Below are 15,197 nucleotides of genomic sequence, written 5' to 3'. Positions count from 1 at the left end.
CGCCGGGCAAGGTTGCGGGGAAGCGTCCACTCCAAGGGTTAGTCATGAACGTAGGTCTCGTAGGTTGGCGCGGTATGGTCGGCAGCGTCCTGATGCAGCGCATGCAGCAGGAAGGCGATTTCGATCTCATCGAACCGGTGTTTTTCAGCACCAGCAACGTGGGCGGCAACGCGCCGTCGTTCGCCAAGAACGAGACGAAGCTCAAAGACGCTACGAGCATCGACGATCTGAAGAAGTGCGACGTCGTGATCACCTGCCAAGGCGGCGATTACACGAACGACGTGTTCCCGAAGCTGCGTGCCGCGGGCTGGAACGGCTATTGGATCGACGCGGCATCGTCGCTGCGTATGGCCGATGACGCCGTCATCATTCTCGATCCCGTCAACCTGGATGTGATCAAGAGCGCGCTCGTCAACGGCACGAAGAACTTCATCGGCGGCAATTGCACGGTCAGCCTGATGTTGATGGCGCTGGGCGGCTTGTTCAACGAGAACCTCGTCGACTGGATCACCGCCATGACTTATCAGGCCGCATCGGGCGCGGGCGCGCAGAATATGCGCGAGCTGCTGTCGCAGATGGGTGCGCTGCATGGCGCGGTCCAGGAACAACTGGCCGATCCGTCCTCGGCCATCCTCGACATCGACCGGCGCGTGCTCGAAACGATGAATTCGGATGCGATGCCCACGAAGCATTTCGGCGTGCCGCTCGCCGGCTCGCTGATTCCCTGGATCGACAAGGATCTTGGCAACGGGATGTCGAAGGAAGAATGGAAGGGCGGCGCCGAAGCGAACAAGATTCTCGGCAATCCGGCCATGGGGCAACCCGGCTCGATTCCCGTCGATGGCCTGTGCGTGCGTATCGGCGCGATGCGCTGCCATTCGCAAGCGCTGACGATCAAGCTCAAGAAGGACGTGCCGCTCGACGAGATCAACGGCATCCTGGCGGCGGCCAACGATTGGGTGAAGGTTGTGCCGAACGAGCGCGAAGCCTCGATGCGCGATCTTTCGCCCGCCGTCGTGACGGGCACGCTGTCGGTGCCGGTCGGCCGTCTGCGCAAGCTCGCGATGGGCGGTGAATATCTGTCGGCATTCACGGTTGGCGATCAGCTCTTGTGGGGTGCGGCCGAGCCGCTGCGCCGCATGCTGCGTATCTTGCTGGAGCGCTAAAGCCCGGCGTGGGGAAGCTGAGCGAGCCGATGCCGCCAAGGCGCTGGATCTTGCCCGCGATACCGCACAGTGGTCTTGCCCGGGTTCCTCACGTAAACTATGCGGCTATGACGCATAGGACCCAAAAGGCGTCGCTTTGCCGCGACGCCTTTTTTAATTGCCGCAGCGAATCTTGGTCTATCCCAAACGCCATATCGAGGCGCGCTTGTACGCGCGTGACACTTTCATGACAACACGTTCGACGCGCCGGGCCGTCCCGCTTGCGCTCGCTTGCGCCTGGCTCGTTTGCGCGTCGCCTGCTGGGGCCGCACCGGCAAACGCGGCCGCGGCGGCCGCCTCCGCGACAACATCGACGCCTTCGGCCGCTTCGGCTTCCGCTTCGACACAGGTCGCAGTCAAACCCGGGCAATCGCTGGCGGATATCGCCGCGGCGGCCACCGGATCGCACGACAAGGCCGTGCTGGGCCGAGCCGCGCGAGCGATCTTCGATGCGAACCCGTCAGCATTCATGCGTGGCGATCCGAGTCTGCTGAAGCTCGGCGCCGTGCTCAACGTTCCCCCACTCGACGCGACCGGCGCGGTGGCTAAAGTAGAAGCCGCGCCTGCCGCATCGTCGGCGAGCGCAGTGAATGCGGCGCCGGCTGGGATAGCTGCATCGCAGGCCGCCGCTGCTGGGACGAAGGCGAGTGGTGCGCCTGCGGCGAAGCCGGCATCGGCCTCCGCCGCCGTCTCGCCGTCGCCGGCCAGTGCCGCTGCCGGCGCCTCGGCTTCGGCTTCGGCTTCGGCTAAAGCGGCCGCGCCGGCCGCAGGCGGCGCGTCGAATACCGCCTCCCCGGCTGCGCCTCATCCGCAGCCGAGCGCGCCGAGTGGCGCGAGCGGCGGTCACGCATGGTCCGGCGCCATCCAGCCTGCGCCTGCCACGCCAGCGAGCCTCGCCGCGCAGGCGCCGGCGAGCGAGGCCGCTGCATCGGGCGTTGCTGCGTCCGGTGCGGTGACGGCTTCCGCGGCTTCTGCGCCTGCGGCCTCCGCGGTTAGCGCGACGGCCGCAAGCGGTTCGGCAGCTCAGGTGGCCTCGGCGCCCGCTCAGGCCAGCGCGCCGAAGCTCGTGGCCGCAACGCCTTCCAGCGCGGCACCGGCCGCTGCCGCCTCGCATCCGAAGGTGTCGAGTCTCCAGCAACTGCTCACGCTGAAGAACCGTGTGCTGATGGAACTGCAGCGGCATGGATTCGGCGCGCCGTCGGCGGCGCATACGGACGGCATGGCCAATGCGCCCGTCGGCGCGTCGGGATCGGGCTTTGTCGCGAAGCCGGCCCCGGGCGGTATCGCAGCCCCGGCGCCTGGAACGTCGCGTGCCGCCGCAGCCGCCAATCAGCGGTTCATCGGCGTAGGCGGCTACGGCGTTACCCTGGCGCGCAACGAGGTTCCGGTCGTCGCGGCCATTGCTGCCGCAGTCGTGGCGGCGCTGCTCGTCTTGCTGATTGCACTTGGACTGGGCCGGCGTCGTCGGCCGAACGCGCCCGCCGTGGCCGCGGCCGGCGGTTCGTCGAAGGGCGCCGCGTCGGGCCCGCGAGCCGAGGATGCCGCGCAGGCCGAGCAGGCGGCCTCTCCCGCGGCAGCGACGAATGATCCGGTCGAAGCGGAGTTCCTGGCGACTCTCGCCCGGACGCCGTCGAGCAAACGGGCGCTGATGGGGCTGGCTGCGCACTACGCCGAGCACCAGAACGTGCGAGGTTTCGACGAGATCGCTCAACGCATCTACCGCTTGTCGGGCGGTCGCGGTCCGAATTGGACACACGTTTCGGCGATCGGGCGTCAACTCGATCCGGACAATCCGCTCTATGCGCTGAAGGCCGGCGAGGCCGACGAAGCGGTGTTGGCGCCGGACGAGGAAGGGATTGCGCCGTCTGCGCCGGTCGCGGAAGCGGCTCCGGTAGAACCGCCGCAGCCCGAACACCCCGTGGACAGCGAAGCCGCTGCCCCGCACGGTGCCGAGGTGCCGCCGGCTGCGCCCGCAGCCGAAACGGCTTCTTCCAGCGCGACGCCGCACGCGGAGGCCGCCTCCGCCGAGCCGGCGCCTGCGAGCAACGTCACGGCACCGGCTGCGCCTGCGGCCCAAACAGAGCCATTGAGCGAAGGAACGCCCGAGACGAATGTTTCGCAGGCGGCGGAGCGCGCCGAGGCTGAAGAGGCTCCAGGCGCGCACACGCCCGAAGGCCAACCGGAAGCGCGCGCGGTAGACGCCGCCGCTGCGCCGCAGGACGAGCCAACACTGCCGCCCGAGGCGATGGCCGCGCTGGATGGCCTCGAGATGGGCTTGCCGCCCCGCGTCGCCCCCGGCGCCGAAAGCGCGGTTCAGCCCTCACAAGCGTCAGGCGCCGCGCCTGAGCACGAAGCGCCTGCAGAACCCGAGGGGCGCCCCGTGGAACCGGCCGCGACGGCCCATGCCGGTGCACCCGGCCAGCCGGCGGGCGAACCCGCGGAGCCGATCGAGCGGGCAGAGCCGGGTGAGCACGATGACCAAAGGGTAGACGCCGAGCACACTGCGCCTGCGGCTCCCGCGACACTGCCTGCCCCGCCTGCGGTCACGGGCTTGGGCGCCGCCCCCGTCGGTCGTCTCAAGTTGTCGTTCGATCTCGATTTGCCGAACGCGGAGGCGGCCGCGGGTGCTTCCGAGGACGGCGCGCCGGTGCCGCAATTTACGCCCGAGCAGCTGGCGCGAATCGCGCGCAACAAGCTGGACCTGGCCACCGAGTACATCGAGCTCGGCGATCTCGGCGGGGCGCGCACGCTGATTCACGAGGTGATCGAGTCGAACGACGCGGCCACTCACGACGAAGCGCGCGCGTTGCTGGCGACGCTTGCACCGCTTTCCTGACGCTCTTGCCTTGGCTATGCGCATCGCTCTCGGAGTTCAATACGACGGCACGGCTTTTTGCGGCTGGCAGTCGCAGCCGCACGGCAAGACCGTGCAGGACGCGCTCGAGCGTGCGCTCGCCGATTTCGCTTGCAAGCCGCTGCACACGATCGTGGCCGGCCGCACCGATACCGGTGTGCATGGCCTGGGGCAAGTCGTGCACTTCGACACGGATCTCGATCGAGAGGATTTCTCGTGGGTGCGCGGCACGAATGCCTTTCTGCCATCGTCGGTAGCGGTGCTGTGGGCCAAGCGGATGCCCGACGATTTTCACGCTCGTTTCTCCGCTTTCGAACGCACCTATTACTACGTGCTGTACGTCAATCCGGTGCGTTCGCCGATGCTGACGGGCCGCGCCGGGTGGATCCATACGCCGGTCGATCTGGAGGCCATGCGTGCCGCGGCGCAGTGTTTGATCGGCGAGCACGATTTTTCGGCGTTTCGCTCGTCGGAATGCCAGGCGAAGACACCGGTCAAGCACCTTTATCAAATCGATATTCGACGTGCCGGCGATCTGATTCATTTTCGTTTTCGGGCGAACGCGTTCCTGCATCATATGGTGCGTAATCTGATGGGCTCCCTCGTGGCCGTGGGCCGGGGCCGCTATCCGGTGTCGTGGATGGCGGATGTCCTGGCGAGCCGCAATCGCGATCGCGCCGCACCGACTTTCATGCCCGAGGGCCTGTATTTGGCCCATGTCGCCTACCCCGAGGCTTTTGCGGTGCCGCCCGCGCCCCTCGGAAGCGTGCCCTGGAGCGGTATTTGGAGCGAATGAGTTCATGACAAGCGCTATTCCCGTTTCGCCAGCCGTCAGTGCGCTTCCCGGGCGTACACGCATCAAGCTGTGCGGCTTATCGCGCCGTGCCGATGTCGAGCTGGCCGTCGAGCTCGGCGCCGACGCCGTGGGTCTCGTCTTCTATCCGCCGAGCCCGCGCTCGGTCGGCGTGGCTGAGGCCATCGATCTCGCCGGCGCATTGCCGCCGTTCGTGTCCGTCGTCGGCTTATTTGTGAATCCCACCGCGGCATGGATCGGGGAAGTCACGAGCAACGTGCCGCTCACCATGCTGCAATTCCATGGCGACGAGACACCGGCGCAGTGCGAACAGCTTGCCAGCATTGCGGGATTGCCATGGCTGCGCGCCCTGCGCATCGGGGCAGATACACAGCCCGCCGATTTGGTAGAATCGGCCCTTAACTATTCGACAGCCGGCGGCTTGCTCTTCGATACCCTCGTCGAGGGCTATGGCGGCGGCGGGAAGACATTCGATTGGTCACTTATTCCAGCAGAGCTCGCGCGTCGGGCCGTTTTGAGTGGTGGGTTGAACGCGCAAAACGTCGGTGACGCCATTCGGCGCGTGCGCCCGTACGCGGTCGATGTCTCGAGCGGCATCGAAGTAGCGGGCGCCAGGGGCGTGAAGGATCCCGCCCGAATGGCGGCGTTCGTGCGCGCGGTGCGCGAGGCGGACGCCGGGTGACAAAGGCAAGGCGGCGCGGCCATAGGGATACGCGCCTCGCCGCCGCTGCGAAGAGTGACGACATGTACAACCTTCCTGATCAACGCGGCCACTTCGGCCCGTACGGCGGCACGTTTGTCGCCGAAACGCTCGTCCATGCCCTGGACGAGTTGCGTATTTCCTACGAGAAGTTCAGTCAAGACCCCGACTTCATCGCCGAGTACGAGCGCGAGCTCAAGTACTTTGTCGGGCGTCCGTCGCCGATCTATCACGCCAGGCGTTGGAGCGAACTGCTGGGCGGCGCGCAGGTGTTCCTCAAGCGGGAAGATCTCAATCATACGGGCGCGCACAAGGTCAACAACGTCATCGGTCAAGCGCTGCTGGCCAAGCGCATGGGCAAGCCGCGTGTGATCGCGGAAACGGGGGCCGGCCAGCACGGCGTGGCCACCGCCACGATTGCGGCGCGCTTCGGCATGGAGTGCGTCGTTTATATGGGCGCCGAGGACGTGCGCCGGCAAGCGGCCAACGTCTACCGCATGAAGCTGCTCGGCGCGACGGTGGTGCCTGTCGAATCGGGCTCGCGCACGCTTAAGGATGCCTTGAACGAAGCGATGCGCGATTGGGTGACGAACGTCGAAAGCACGTTCTACATCATCGGGACGGTGGCCGGCCCGCATCCGTATCCGATGATGGTGCGGGATTTTCAGCGCGTGATTGGCGACGAATGTCGCGTGCAGATGCCCGAGCTCACCGGGCGTCAGCCCGACATGGTGATCGCCTGCGTCGGCGGCGGCTCCAATGCGATGGGCATCTTCTATCCGTATATCGACGATACGGCCGTCAAGCTCATCGGCGTCGAGGCCGCGGGCGACGGGATCGAGACGGGGCGTCACGCCGCGTCGATCATCGGGGGCAGCCCCGGCGTGCTGCACGGCAATCGCACCTATCTGCTCCAGGACGAAAACGGCCAGATCATCGAGACCCATTCGATCTCGGCGGGCCTGGATTATCCGGGCGTCGGCCCCGAGCATGCGTGGCTGAACGATAGTGGGCGCGCGCAGTACGTCGGTATCACCGATGAAGAAGCGCTCAAGGCGTTCCACGATTGCTGCCGGATCGAAGGCATTATCCCCGCGCTCGAATCGAGTCACGCGCTGGCGTATGCGGCCAAGATCGCACCGACGCTGTCGCGCGACACGCACTTGCTCGTCAATTTGTCGGGTCGCGGCGATAAGGATATGCATACGGTCGCCGAACGTTCGGGCCTCGCGCTCTGAGCGCCGGGCAGCAATCGGCAATGCGCGATCTCATCGACGAATTCGACGCGCCGCAGCCAGCGGCAGCGGGCGGTGCGCTCGGTAGCACGAGCGCACCCCGGCTGCCGGTCGAGTTGCACAACCGCGATTTTCTGGCGGAAGCGCAGGGGCTGCCCGATGGCTCGATCGACCTGATCGTCGCTGATCCGCCGTATGGACTCGGCAAGGACTACGGCAACGATTCCGACATGCTTTCGGGCGAGGACTTTCTCGCCTGGACACGTCGTTGGCTCGATCTGGCGATTCCGAAGCTGAAGCCGAGCGGTTCGCTCTACGTGTTTTGCACCTGGCAGTACGCGCCGGAAATCTTCTCGTTCTTGAAGACGAAGCTCACGATGGTCAACGAGATCATCTGGGACCGACGCGTGCCCAGCATGGGCGGCACGACACGCCGTTTCACGTCCGTGCACGACAACATCGGGTTTTTCGCGGTATCGAAGGATTATTACTTCGACCTTGATCCGGTGCGGATTCCGTACGACGCGGCGACGAAAAAGGCGCGTTCGCGCAAGCTGTTCGAAGGCAGCAAGTGGCTCGAAGTCGGCTACAACCCGAAGGACGTCTGGTCGGTGTCGCGTCTGCATCGCCAACACGCCGAGCGGGTCGATCATCCGACGCAAAAGCCGCTGGAAATCGTCGAGCGGATGGTGTTGTCGAGCTGTCCGCCCGGTGGCCGCGTACTCGATCCGTTCATGGGGAGCGGCACGACGGCGGTGGCCTGCGCACGGCACGGGCGAGCATTCGTCGGCTATGAGATCAATGAAAATTACTGCGCGATCGCGCGAGAACGCGTGGCCGCTTTGAGCGGCATACCGTCCGTCGCGCCCGCCGTCGCTTCCTGAACGAACCGGCACGGCAAATCGCACTTATCGGTAGAGAAGACACCATGTCCCGTATCGAACAGAAATTCGCGGCACTGGCCGCGCAGAACAAGAAAGGCTTGATCCCGTTCATCACGGCGGGCTATCCGGATCCAGCCCGCACGGTCGAATTCATGCATGCCCTCGTGGCCGGCGGTGCCGACGTCATCGAGCTCGGCGTGCCGTTTTCGGATCCCATGGCCGATGGCCTCGTGATTCAGCGTTCCTCCGAACGCGCGCTCGCCCATGGCGTGACGCTCAAGCAGGTGCTCGCCGATGTAAAGCGGTTTCGCGAGCAGGATGCGGACACGCCGGTCGTCCTGATGGGCTATGCCAATCCGGTCGAACGGATGGGTGTCGACGCGTTCGCTGCGGCAGCGGTGGACGCCGGCGTCGATGGGGTGCTGACGGTGGATTACCCGCCCGAGGAATCGGAGCAATTCGCCGCACGGCTGCGCGCGGCCGGCATCGATCCGATCTTCCTGCTGGCGCCGACATCGACGGACGAGCGGATCGCGGCCGTTGGGAAAGTGGCGAGCGGATATGTCTACTACGTCTCGCTCAAGGGGGTGACCGGAGCGGCAAATCTGGACGTTTCCAGCATCGCGAGTAAAATCCCGGCGATCAAGTCGCAAGTGCGATTGCCTGTTGGGGTCGGATTCGGTATTCGGGACGCCTCCACGGCGCGCGCGGTGGCCAACGTGGCCGATGCCGTCGTCATCGGCAGCCGTCTGGTGCAACTGCTCGAAGAAGTGCCGTCGGGGAATGCCGTAGCTGAGTTGACGCGCTTCGTCGCCGAGATTCGGCAGGCGCTCGACGCCGCCTGATGCGGGTCGCGCTCGGAGGCCCCGCAGCCTGAGGCGGGGTGCCGAGCGCGCGGGTGCTCGCCGGCTGGCGGCCAGTCCCGGCGCATATCGGCGCGTGTCGGCGTGTATTGCGTCTGACGGCGAGAGACCTCCGCGCCTTGTGCGCAAGAAACAACACCATATGAAGGAACAACGATGAGCTGGCTCGACAAACTGCTGCCGCCCAAGATCAAACAGACCGACCCGAAAAGCCGCAAGGGCATCCCCGAGGGGCTATGGGTCAAGTGTCCGGCTTGCGAGGCGGTGCTGTACCGCAATGACGTCGAGGCGAATCTGCACGTTTGTCCGAAATGCAGCCATCACATGCGCATCGGGGCGCGCGCCCGCCTGGACGGCTTGCTCGACGCCGAAGGCCGCTATGAAATCGGCCAGGAAATCGTCCCGGTCGACGCGCTGAAGTTCAAAGACAGCCGCAAGTACCCCGATCGCATCAAGGATGCGATGGACGATACGGGCGAAACGGATGCAATGGTGGTCATGGGCGGCGCGATCCATACGCTGCCGGTGGTCGTGTCCTGTTTCGAATTCGCGTTCATGGGCGGTTCGATGGGATCGGTTGTGGGTGAGCGTTTCGCGCGTGGCGCGCAAAATGCGCTTGAACAGCAGGTGCCGTTCATTTGCTTCACGGCGTCCGGCGGCGCTCGCATGCAGGAAAGCCTGCTTTCGCTGATGCAAATGGCGAAGACCACCGCGATGTTGACCAAGCTGGCCGACGCCAAGCTGCCGTTCATCTCGGTGCTGACGGATCCGACGATGGGCGGGGTATCGGCGAGCTTTGCGTTCCTGGGTGATGTCGTGATTGCCGAGCCGAAGGCGCTGATTGGCTTTGCGGGCCCGCGGGTGATCGAGCAGACCGTGCGCGAGAAGCTGCCTGAAGGCTTCCAGCGCGCCGAGTTCCTGCTGCAAAAGGGCGCGATCGACATGATCGTCGACCGCCGCAAGCTGCGCGAGGAATTGGCGCGGCTCATCGCATTGCTCACGCGCCAACCCGCGGACGCCGTCGCCTAAACGAAACGTTCAACGCTGTTTAACGCGGGACGGCCCGCGGCTTCGGATGACCACTTTTTCTTCTCTCGACGCCTGGCTCACGCATCTCGAGTCGGCGCATCCGGTCGGCATCGACATGGGTCTCACGCGCATCGGCAAGGTGAAGGATGCGCTCGGGCTCAAGTTCGATTGTCCCGTTATCACGGTGGGCGGAACGAACGGCAAGGGCTCGACCTGCGCCACGCTGGAATCGATTCTGCGTGCCGCCGGCTATCGGGTCGGCTGCCATACGTCCCCGCATTTGCTCGAATTCAACGAGCGCGCGCGGATTAATGGGCGAAACGCGACCGATGCTGAACTGCTCGAGCATTTCGAGGCAGTCGAGGCGGCGCGCACGAGTCTGGCCGAGCCCGTTTCGCTGACTTACTTCGAATTCACGACGCTCGCCATCCTTCATCTGTATGCGTCGCTTCCGCTCGATGCGGTGATTCTCGAGGTCGGTCTCGGCGGGCGCCTCGACGCCATGAACATCATCGATGCGGATTGCGCGGTGGTGACGAGCATCGACATCGACCATACCGACTATCTCGGCGATACTCGCGAGAAAATCGCGTACGAGAAAGCAGGCATTTTCCGTCCAGGCCGCCCGGCCATCTGTGCGGACCCTGCCGCGCCACAGACGCTCATCGATCATGCGCAGGCCATCGGCGCGTCGCTGTGGTTGTTCGGGCGGGATTTCCGATATGAAGGGCAGGCAGGCAGCGAGCGGCAGCAGTGGAGCTATGTCGGGCCCACGATGCGGCGCTCGGCGCTCGCCTATCCGGCGCTGCGCGGCGCGAACCAGCTCATCAATACCTCGGCCGCGCTGGCCGCGCTTGAAGCGTTGCGTGACCGCTTGCCCGTCTCGGCGCAAGACGTGCGGCTCGGCCTCGCCAACGTCGAGCTTCCCGGGCGGTTCCAAGTGCTGCCGGGGCGGCCGTCCGTCGTGCTCGACGTCGCGCACAACCCACACGCGGCAGCAGTGCTTGCTCAAAATTTGGGCAGCATGGGTTTTTTCCGTTACACCTATGCCGTGTTCGGCGCGATGCGGGACAAGGACATCGCGGGTGTCGTCCAGCATCTGAAGGGCGAAGTCGATCACTGGTGTTTGACGGACTTGCCGCTCGGGCGCGCCGCGCGCGCTGAAGATCTGGAAAAGATTTTGCGGGAAGCCGGCGTCGAGGATGGCCCGGACAGCAGCGTCAAATGTTTCGCCACGCCCGCCGAAGCGTTTCAAGACGCACTGAGCCGGGCGACAGAGGATGATAGAATCGCTGTTTTCGGCAGTTTCTATACGGTCGCAGGCGTGATGGCCTACCGTAAGTCCCGGCAACATTGACCGATGCGTGCCAGACTCGTGGCCGCCCCCTCGAACTCAGCGATTCATGGGATTTTTCTCGTTCGGCAAGAAAGACGACGCACCGCGCCGGCGGAGCGCCGCTACGCAATCCACGCGTAGCGGGGCGGCGCACGAAGGGCGCGAGGCGCGGCGTACCCGCCGCAGCGAACGCACGCGCGATGCCGACGCGATGCTGCTCGATCCGACCCTGCCTGAAAAGCAGCGTGCGCGCCGCCGGCTCGTCGGCGCGATTGCGCTCGTGGTCGCGGCGATCGTCATCCTCCCGATGGTGCTGGATTCGCACCCGAAACCCGTGACCGACGATATCGCTATCGATATTCCGAACCGTCCCGCAACGGTGCCGTCGCGGGTGAGCGACGATAGCAATGACGACACGCAGGCCGGCGTTGCGCCCGATCGGGCCGATGCGAGCGAGACGGCCGCCGGCTCGGGTACCGCGGTAGCGGGCATGGCGCCGGCACCCGCTGCTGGGGCCGCCGTCAAGCAAGGCAAGGGGGCTCAACCGTCGTCGGGAGCCACTGCGCCAACCTCATCGAAGCAAACGGAATCGAAGTCGACGTCGGCCAAGCAAGCGCAATCGGATGGCGCGTCGGCGCGTTCGAGCGAGGCTCAGGCCGGCAACGCGACGGCTGTTCCCGCGCCGAGCCCGGCACAGGCCGATTCGGGCACACCGGCTGCGCCGCCTGGCGCGCGGTTCGCGTTGCAGCTCGGCGTATTCGCCGACGAGGCGCGGGCGCGCGGCTGGGAAACGAAGCTCAAAGCCGCGGGCGTGCCGGCCTATGTCGAACATCGCAAGCAAGCGGACGGCAAGACGCGAGCCTGGTTGCTCGCGGGGCCCTTCGCCGATCGCGCTGCTGCCTCGGCTGCGATCGCGAAAGTGCGCGACGCCGGCTTGACGGCGAATACCGGCAACGCGGCGCAGTGACGGCCCGATGCTGACCGCATTCGATTACGCGGCGCTTGCCGTCATCGGTTTATCGGCACTGCGCGGCGCGTGGCGCGGCTTGTTGTCGGAAATATTCGGATTGATCGGCTGGGTCGTGGCTTTTTTTGTTGCCTGCCACTACGTACAGCTCCTGGTGCCCTATATTCCAAGCGACTGGCCCGGCGGCGCGCTCACGCAATGGCTCTTGGCATTTGCGGTGATCATGATCGGCGTGGTGCTCGTGGCGAGTGTTGCCAATGCCTTGATCGCGCGGCTCGTAGCCGTGAGCGGTCTCGGCGGCGTGGATCGCTCGCTCGGCTTGCTGTTCGGCATCGTGCGCGGTGCGGTGTTCGTCCTGCTGCTGGTAGCGCTGGCGGGGCTGACGCAATTGCCGAAGCAAGAATTTTGGCGCAAGGCGCTGCTGCGGCCCTATGCCGAGCAAGGCGTGCGCGAGTTGAAGCCCCTGCTACCCCCGGCGCTCGCCGCGTACGTTCGCGTGTGACGCTAGTGCCGGCCGCGTGGCCGGCGCTTAAGTTTTCGTATCTTTGAAGGACCCTGCCATGTGCGGTATCGTAGGCGTAGTCTCCCATTCCCCGGTCAATCAACTGATCTATGACAGCCTCTTGCTGTTGCAGCATCGTGGCCAGGACGCAGCCGGCATCGCAACGGCGAACGGCAGCACCTTCCACATGTACAAGGCGAACGGCATGGTGCGCGACGTGTTCCGCACGCGCAACATGCGCAGCCTGCCCGGCACGGCCGGCATTGGTCAAGTGCGGTACCCGACGGCCGGCTCGGCGTCGAGCGCAGAAGAAGCGCAGCCGTTCTACGTGAACGCGCCGTTCGGCATCATCCTCGCGCATAACGGCAATCTCACGAACTGGCAGCAACTGAAAGACGAGATGTTCCGCATCGACCGCCGCCACGTGAACACGAACTCGGATACCGAGGTGCTGCTCAACGTGCTGGCTCACGAAATGCAATTGGCGAGCTCGGGCCTGCAACTCGATCCCGCCACGGTGTTCAAGGCCGTGGCCGGCGTGCATCGCCGCGTGCGCGGCTCGTACGCGATCGTCTCGCTGATCGCGGGCTATGGCTTGCTGGCGTTTCGCGATCCGTTCGGCATTCGCCCCCTTTGCATCGGCAAGCAGGAAACGGCACAAGGCGTCGAGTGGATCGTGGCGTCGGAATCGGTTGCCGTCGAGGGCATCGGTTTCGATTTCGTTCGCGACGTGGCACCGGGCGAAGCGATCTTCATCGACAACGAGGGCAATCTGCACAGCCAGCAGTGTGCCGACAAGCCGAGCCTGAATCCCTGCATCTTCGAATACGTCTATCTCGCGCGTCCCGACTCGGTGCTCGATGGCGTGTCCGTCTATAACGTCCGCCTGCGCATGGGCGACTATCTGGCCGAGAAGATCAAGCGCGTGCTGCCCGGCGTGCCGATCGACGTGGTCATGCCGATTCCCGATTCATCGCGTCCGGCGGCGATGCAGGTAGCGTCGAAGCTCGGCGTCGAATATCGTGAAGGGTTCTTCAAGAACCGCTACGTGGGCCGCACGTTCATCATGCCGGGCCAGGCGGTACGCAAGAAATCCGTGCGTCAGAAGCTGAACGCGATGGCGATCGAGTTCAAGGACAGGAACGTGCTGATCGTCGACGATTCGATCGTGCGCGGCACGACCTCGCACGAGATCGTGCAGATGGCGCGCGACGCGGGCGCGAAGAGCGTCATCTTCGCGTCGGCTGCGCCGCCCGTAAAGTATCCGAACGTCTACGGCATCGATATGCCGACGCGCAGCGAGCTCGTTGCCCACGGCCGCTCGGACGAAGAGGTCGCGAAGATCATCGGCGCCGATCACCTCGTCTATCAGGACGTTGGCGCGCTCAAGCAAGCCGTCAGCGACATCAACCCGGCGCTGACGCGCTTCGAAGCGTCGTGCTTCGATGGCGACTACATCACCGGCGATATCACGTCGCAGTACCTCGATGCGATCGAGCGCGCGCGGCTTTCGCCGCAATCGCAGCTCGAGCGCGATTCGGCAGGCGACGTCGTCGACGGCAGCGTGACGCGTTCACAACTGCATTTGCAGTTGTCGGTCGAGTGAGTGGCGAGCATATGGACGACTCTTTGAACTTCGATACGCTCGCCGTGCGCTCCGGTACCGTGCGAACGGACTACAACGAGCACTCGGAAGCGCTCTTTCTGACGTCGAGCTTTTGCTTCAACAGCGCCGCGGAGGCGGCCGAGCGGTTCAAGCATTCCGAGGACTACTACACGTATTCGCGCTTCACGAACCCGACGGTCACGATGTTCCAGGAGCGCTTGGCCGCGCTCGAGGGCGGCGAGGCCTGCATTGCCACGGCATCGGGCATGAGCGCGATTCTTTCCGTCGTGATGGCCGCGATGCAAGCCGGCGATCACATCGTCAGCTCGCGTGCGTTGTTCGGCTCGACGCTCGGCCTGTTCTCGCAGATCCTCTCCCGCTTCGGCATCAGCACGACCTATGTCGATCCGAACGACCTCGATGCGTGGCAGCAAGCGGTGCGTCCCGAAACGAAGCTATTTTTCGTGGAGACGCCGTCCAATCCGTTGACCGAGCTGTGCGACATCGAAGCCATCGGCAAAATTGCAAAGGCGGCCGGCGCTATTTTCGTCGTCGACAATTCGTTTTGCAGCCCGGCTGTGCAGCAGCCGTTGAAGCTGGGGGCCGACGTCGTCATGCATTCGGCGACGAAGCTCATCGATGGTCAAGGGCGTGTGTTGGGTGGGGCGCTCGTCGGCACGCGCAGGTTCATCATGGAGAAGGTGTTTCCGTTCGTGCGCACGACGGGGCCGACGTTGTCGGCGTTCAACGCCTGGGTGCTGCTGAAGGGGCTCGAGACGTTGGCTCTGCGTGCCGAGCGTCATTCGGCGAGTTCGCTGACCGTTGCGCGGTGGCTCGAAGCGCATCCTGCCGTCAAGCGTGTGTACTACCCGGGGCTCGAATCGCATCCGCAGTACGAACTGGCGCGGCGGCAACAACGCTCGGGCGGTTCGGTGCTCGCGTTCGAGGTGGTGGGCGACACACCGGAAGCGCAACGTGCCAACGCGTGGCGTGTCATCGACGGGACGAAGCTGTGCTCGATCACGGCCAATTTGGGCGACACGCGCACGACGATCACCCATCCGGCCACGACGACGCACAGCCGGATCACGCCCGAGGCGCGTGCGGCAGCCGGGATTACCGAGGCGCTGCTTCGCGTGGCCGTAGGGCTCGAGGATGCGCGCGATATCTGCGCGGATTTGGGGCGGGGGTTGGAGGGGTAG

The 15,197-nt window shown here is 65.1% G+C and carries 13 protein-coding genes; all 13 read left to right on the top strand.

The window, feature by feature from the left end:
* Nucleotides 1-44 precede the first annotated feature (44 nt).
* Nucleotides 45-1,166, top strand: a complete 1,122-nt coding sequence (asd, locus tag ACTHL0_RS14800; RefSeq protein WP_440567562.1) for an aspartate-semialdehyde dehydrogenase — start codon at nucleotides 45-47, stop codon at nucleotides 1,164-1,166.
* Between the two features lie 226 nt (nucleotides 1,167-1,392).
* A complete protein-coding gene (locus ACTHL0_RS14795) occupies nucleotides 1,393-4,041 on the top strand; it encodes a FimV/HubP family polar landmark protein (RefSeq protein ID WP_440567561.1) in 2,649 nt (882 codons plus the stop codon).
* A 16-nt stretch (nucleotides 4,042-4,057) separates the two neighbouring features.
* On the top strand, nucleotides 4,058-4,855 hold the full coding sequence (truA, locus tag ACTHL0_RS14790) for a tRNA pseudouridine(38-40) synthase TruA (protein ID WP_440567560.1): 798 nt from the start codon (nucleotides 4,058-4,060) through the stop codon (nucleotides 4,853-4,855).
* A 4-nt stretch (nucleotides 4,856-4,859) separates the two neighbouring features.
* Nucleotides 4,860-5,555, top strand: a complete 696-nt coding sequence (locus ACTHL0_RS14785) for a phosphoribosylanthranilate isomerase (protein WP_440567559.1) — start codon at nucleotides 4,860-4,862, stop codon at nucleotides 5,553-5,555.
* A 62-nt stretch (nucleotides 5,556-5,617) separates the two neighbouring features.
* Nucleotides 5,618-6,811, top strand: coding sequence for a tryptophan synthase subunit beta (trpB, locus tag ACTHL0_RS14780; protein ID WP_440567558.1), 1,194 nt, complete (start codon nucleotides 5,618-5,620; stop codon nucleotides 6,809-6,811).
* Nucleotides 6,812-6,831: 20 nt separating this feature from the next.
* A complete protein-coding gene (locus ACTHL0_RS14775; protein ID WP_440567557.1) occupies nucleotides 6,832-7,692 on the top strand; it encodes a DNA-methyltransferase in 861 nt (286 codons plus the stop codon).
* Nucleotides 7,693-7,736: 44 nt separating this feature from the next.
* On the top strand, nucleotides 7,737-8,537 hold the full coding sequence (gene trpA, locus ACTHL0_RS14770) for a tryptophan synthase subunit alpha (protein WP_440567556.1): 801 nt from the start codon (nucleotides 7,737-7,739) through the stop codon (nucleotides 8,535-8,537).
* A 174-nt stretch (nucleotides 8,538-8,711) separates the two neighbouring features.
* Nucleotides 8,712-9,584: an acetyl-CoA carboxylase, carboxyltransferase subunit beta gene (gene accD, locus ACTHL0_RS14765; RefSeq protein ID WP_440567555.1), complete on the top strand. Its 873-nt coding sequence runs from the start codon at nucleotides 8,712-8,714 to the stop codon at nucleotides 9,582-9,584.
* Nucleotides 9,585-9,630: 46 nt separating this feature from the next.
* Complete coding sequence (gene folC / locus ACTHL0_RS14760) at nucleotides 9,631-10,941, top strand: bifunctional tetrahydrofolate synthase/dihydrofolate synthase (protein WP_440567554.1); 1,311 nt, start codon at nucleotides 9,631-9,633, stop codon at nucleotides 10,939-10,941.
* Nucleotides 10,942-10,987: 46 nt separating this feature from the next.
* Nucleotides 10,988-11,887 carry an SPOR domain-containing protein gene (locus ACTHL0_RS14755; protein ID WP_440535779.1) on the top strand — a complete coding sequence of 300 codons (900 nt, stop codon included), beginning with the start codon at nucleotides 10,988-10,990 and terminating at the stop codon, nucleotides 11,885-11,887.
* Between the two features lie 7 nt (nucleotides 11,888-11,894).
* Nucleotides 11,895-12,389 (top strand): CvpA family protein, encoded by a 495-nt coding sequence (locus tag ACTHL0_RS14750; protein ID WP_440535778.1) that lies wholly within the window; start codon nucleotides 11,895-11,897, stop codon nucleotides 12,387-12,389.
* A gap of 58 nt (nucleotides 12,390-12,447) precedes the next feature.
* The gene (gene purF / locus ACTHL0_RS14745) at nucleotides 12,448-13,995 is read left to right on the top strand and encodes an amidophosphoribosyltransferase (protein WP_440541207.1); all 1,548 of its coding nucleotides are present in this window, start codon (nucleotides 12,448-12,450) and stop codon (nucleotides 13,993-13,995) included.
* A gap of 11 nt (nucleotides 13,996-14,006) precedes the next feature.
* Complete coding sequence (locus ACTHL0_RS14740) at nucleotides 14,007-15,197, top strand: O-succinylhomoserine sulfhydrylase (protein ID WP_440567553.1); 1,191 nt, start codon at nucleotides 14,007-14,009, stop codon at nucleotides 15,195-15,197.

Origin of the sequence: Trinickia sp., from assembly GCF_051961175.1 — a bacterium.
In the GTDB taxonomy this organism is placed as follows: Bacteria; Pseudomonadota; Gammaproteobacteria; order Burkholderiales; family Burkholderiaceae; genus Trinickia.
This window is presented reverse-complemented; position numbering and strand designations above follow the sequence as displayed.

What these genes read in the sequence shown, in the direction of transcription:
- asd (WP_440567562.1), top strand. Translation starts at nt 45, where the DNA reads ATGAACGTAGGTCTCGTAGGTTGGCGCGGTATGGTCGGCAGCGTCCTG.
- ACTHL0_RS14795 (WP_440567561.1), top strand. Translation starts at nt 1,393, where the DNA reads ATGACAACACGTTCGACGCGCCGGGCCGTCCCGCTTGCGCTCGCTTGC.
- truA (WP_440567560.1), top strand. Translation starts at nt 4,058, where the DNA reads ATGCGCATCGCTCTCGGAGTTCAATACGACGGCACGGCTTTTTGCGGC.
- ACTHL0_RS14785 (WP_440567559.1), top strand. Translation starts at nt 4,860, where the DNA reads ATGACAAGCGCTATTCCCGTTTCGCCAGCCGTCAGTGCGCTTCCCGGG.
- trpB (WP_440567558.1), top strand. Translation starts at nt 5,618, where the DNA reads ATGTACAACCTTCCTGATCAACGCGGCCACTTCGGCCCGTACGGCGGC.
- ACTHL0_RS14775 (WP_440567557.1), top strand. Translation starts at nt 6,832, where the DNA reads ATGCGCGATCTCATCGACGAATTCGACGCGCCGCAGCCAGCGGCAGCG.
- trpA (WP_440567556.1), top strand. Translation starts at nt 7,737, where the DNA reads ATGTCCCGTATCGAACAGAAATTCGCGGCACTGGCCGCGCAGAACAAG.
- accD (WP_440567555.1), top strand. Translation starts at nt 8,712, where the DNA reads ATGAGCTGGCTCGACAAACTGCTGCCGCCCAAGATCAAACAGACCGAC.
- folC (WP_440567554.1), top strand. Translation starts at nt 9,631, where the DNA reads ATGACCACTTTTTCTTCTCTCGACGCCTGGCTCACGCATCTCGAGTCG.
- ACTHL0_RS14755 (WP_440535779.1), top strand. Translation starts at nt 10,988, where the DNA reads ATGGGATTTTTCTCGTTCGGCAAGAAAGACGACGCACCGCGCCGGCGG.
- ACTHL0_RS14750 (WP_440535778.1), top strand. Translation starts at nt 11,895, where the DNA reads ATGCTGACCGCATTCGATTACGCGGCGCTTGCCGTCATCGGTTTATCG.
- purF (WP_440541207.1), top strand. Translation starts at nt 12,448, where the DNA reads ATGTGCGGTATCGTAGGCGTAGTCTCCCATTCCCCGGTCAATCAACTG.
- ACTHL0_RS14740 (WP_440567553.1), top strand. Translation starts at nt 14,007, where the DNA reads ATGGACGACTCTTTGAACTTCGATACGCTCGCCGTGCGCTCCGGTACC.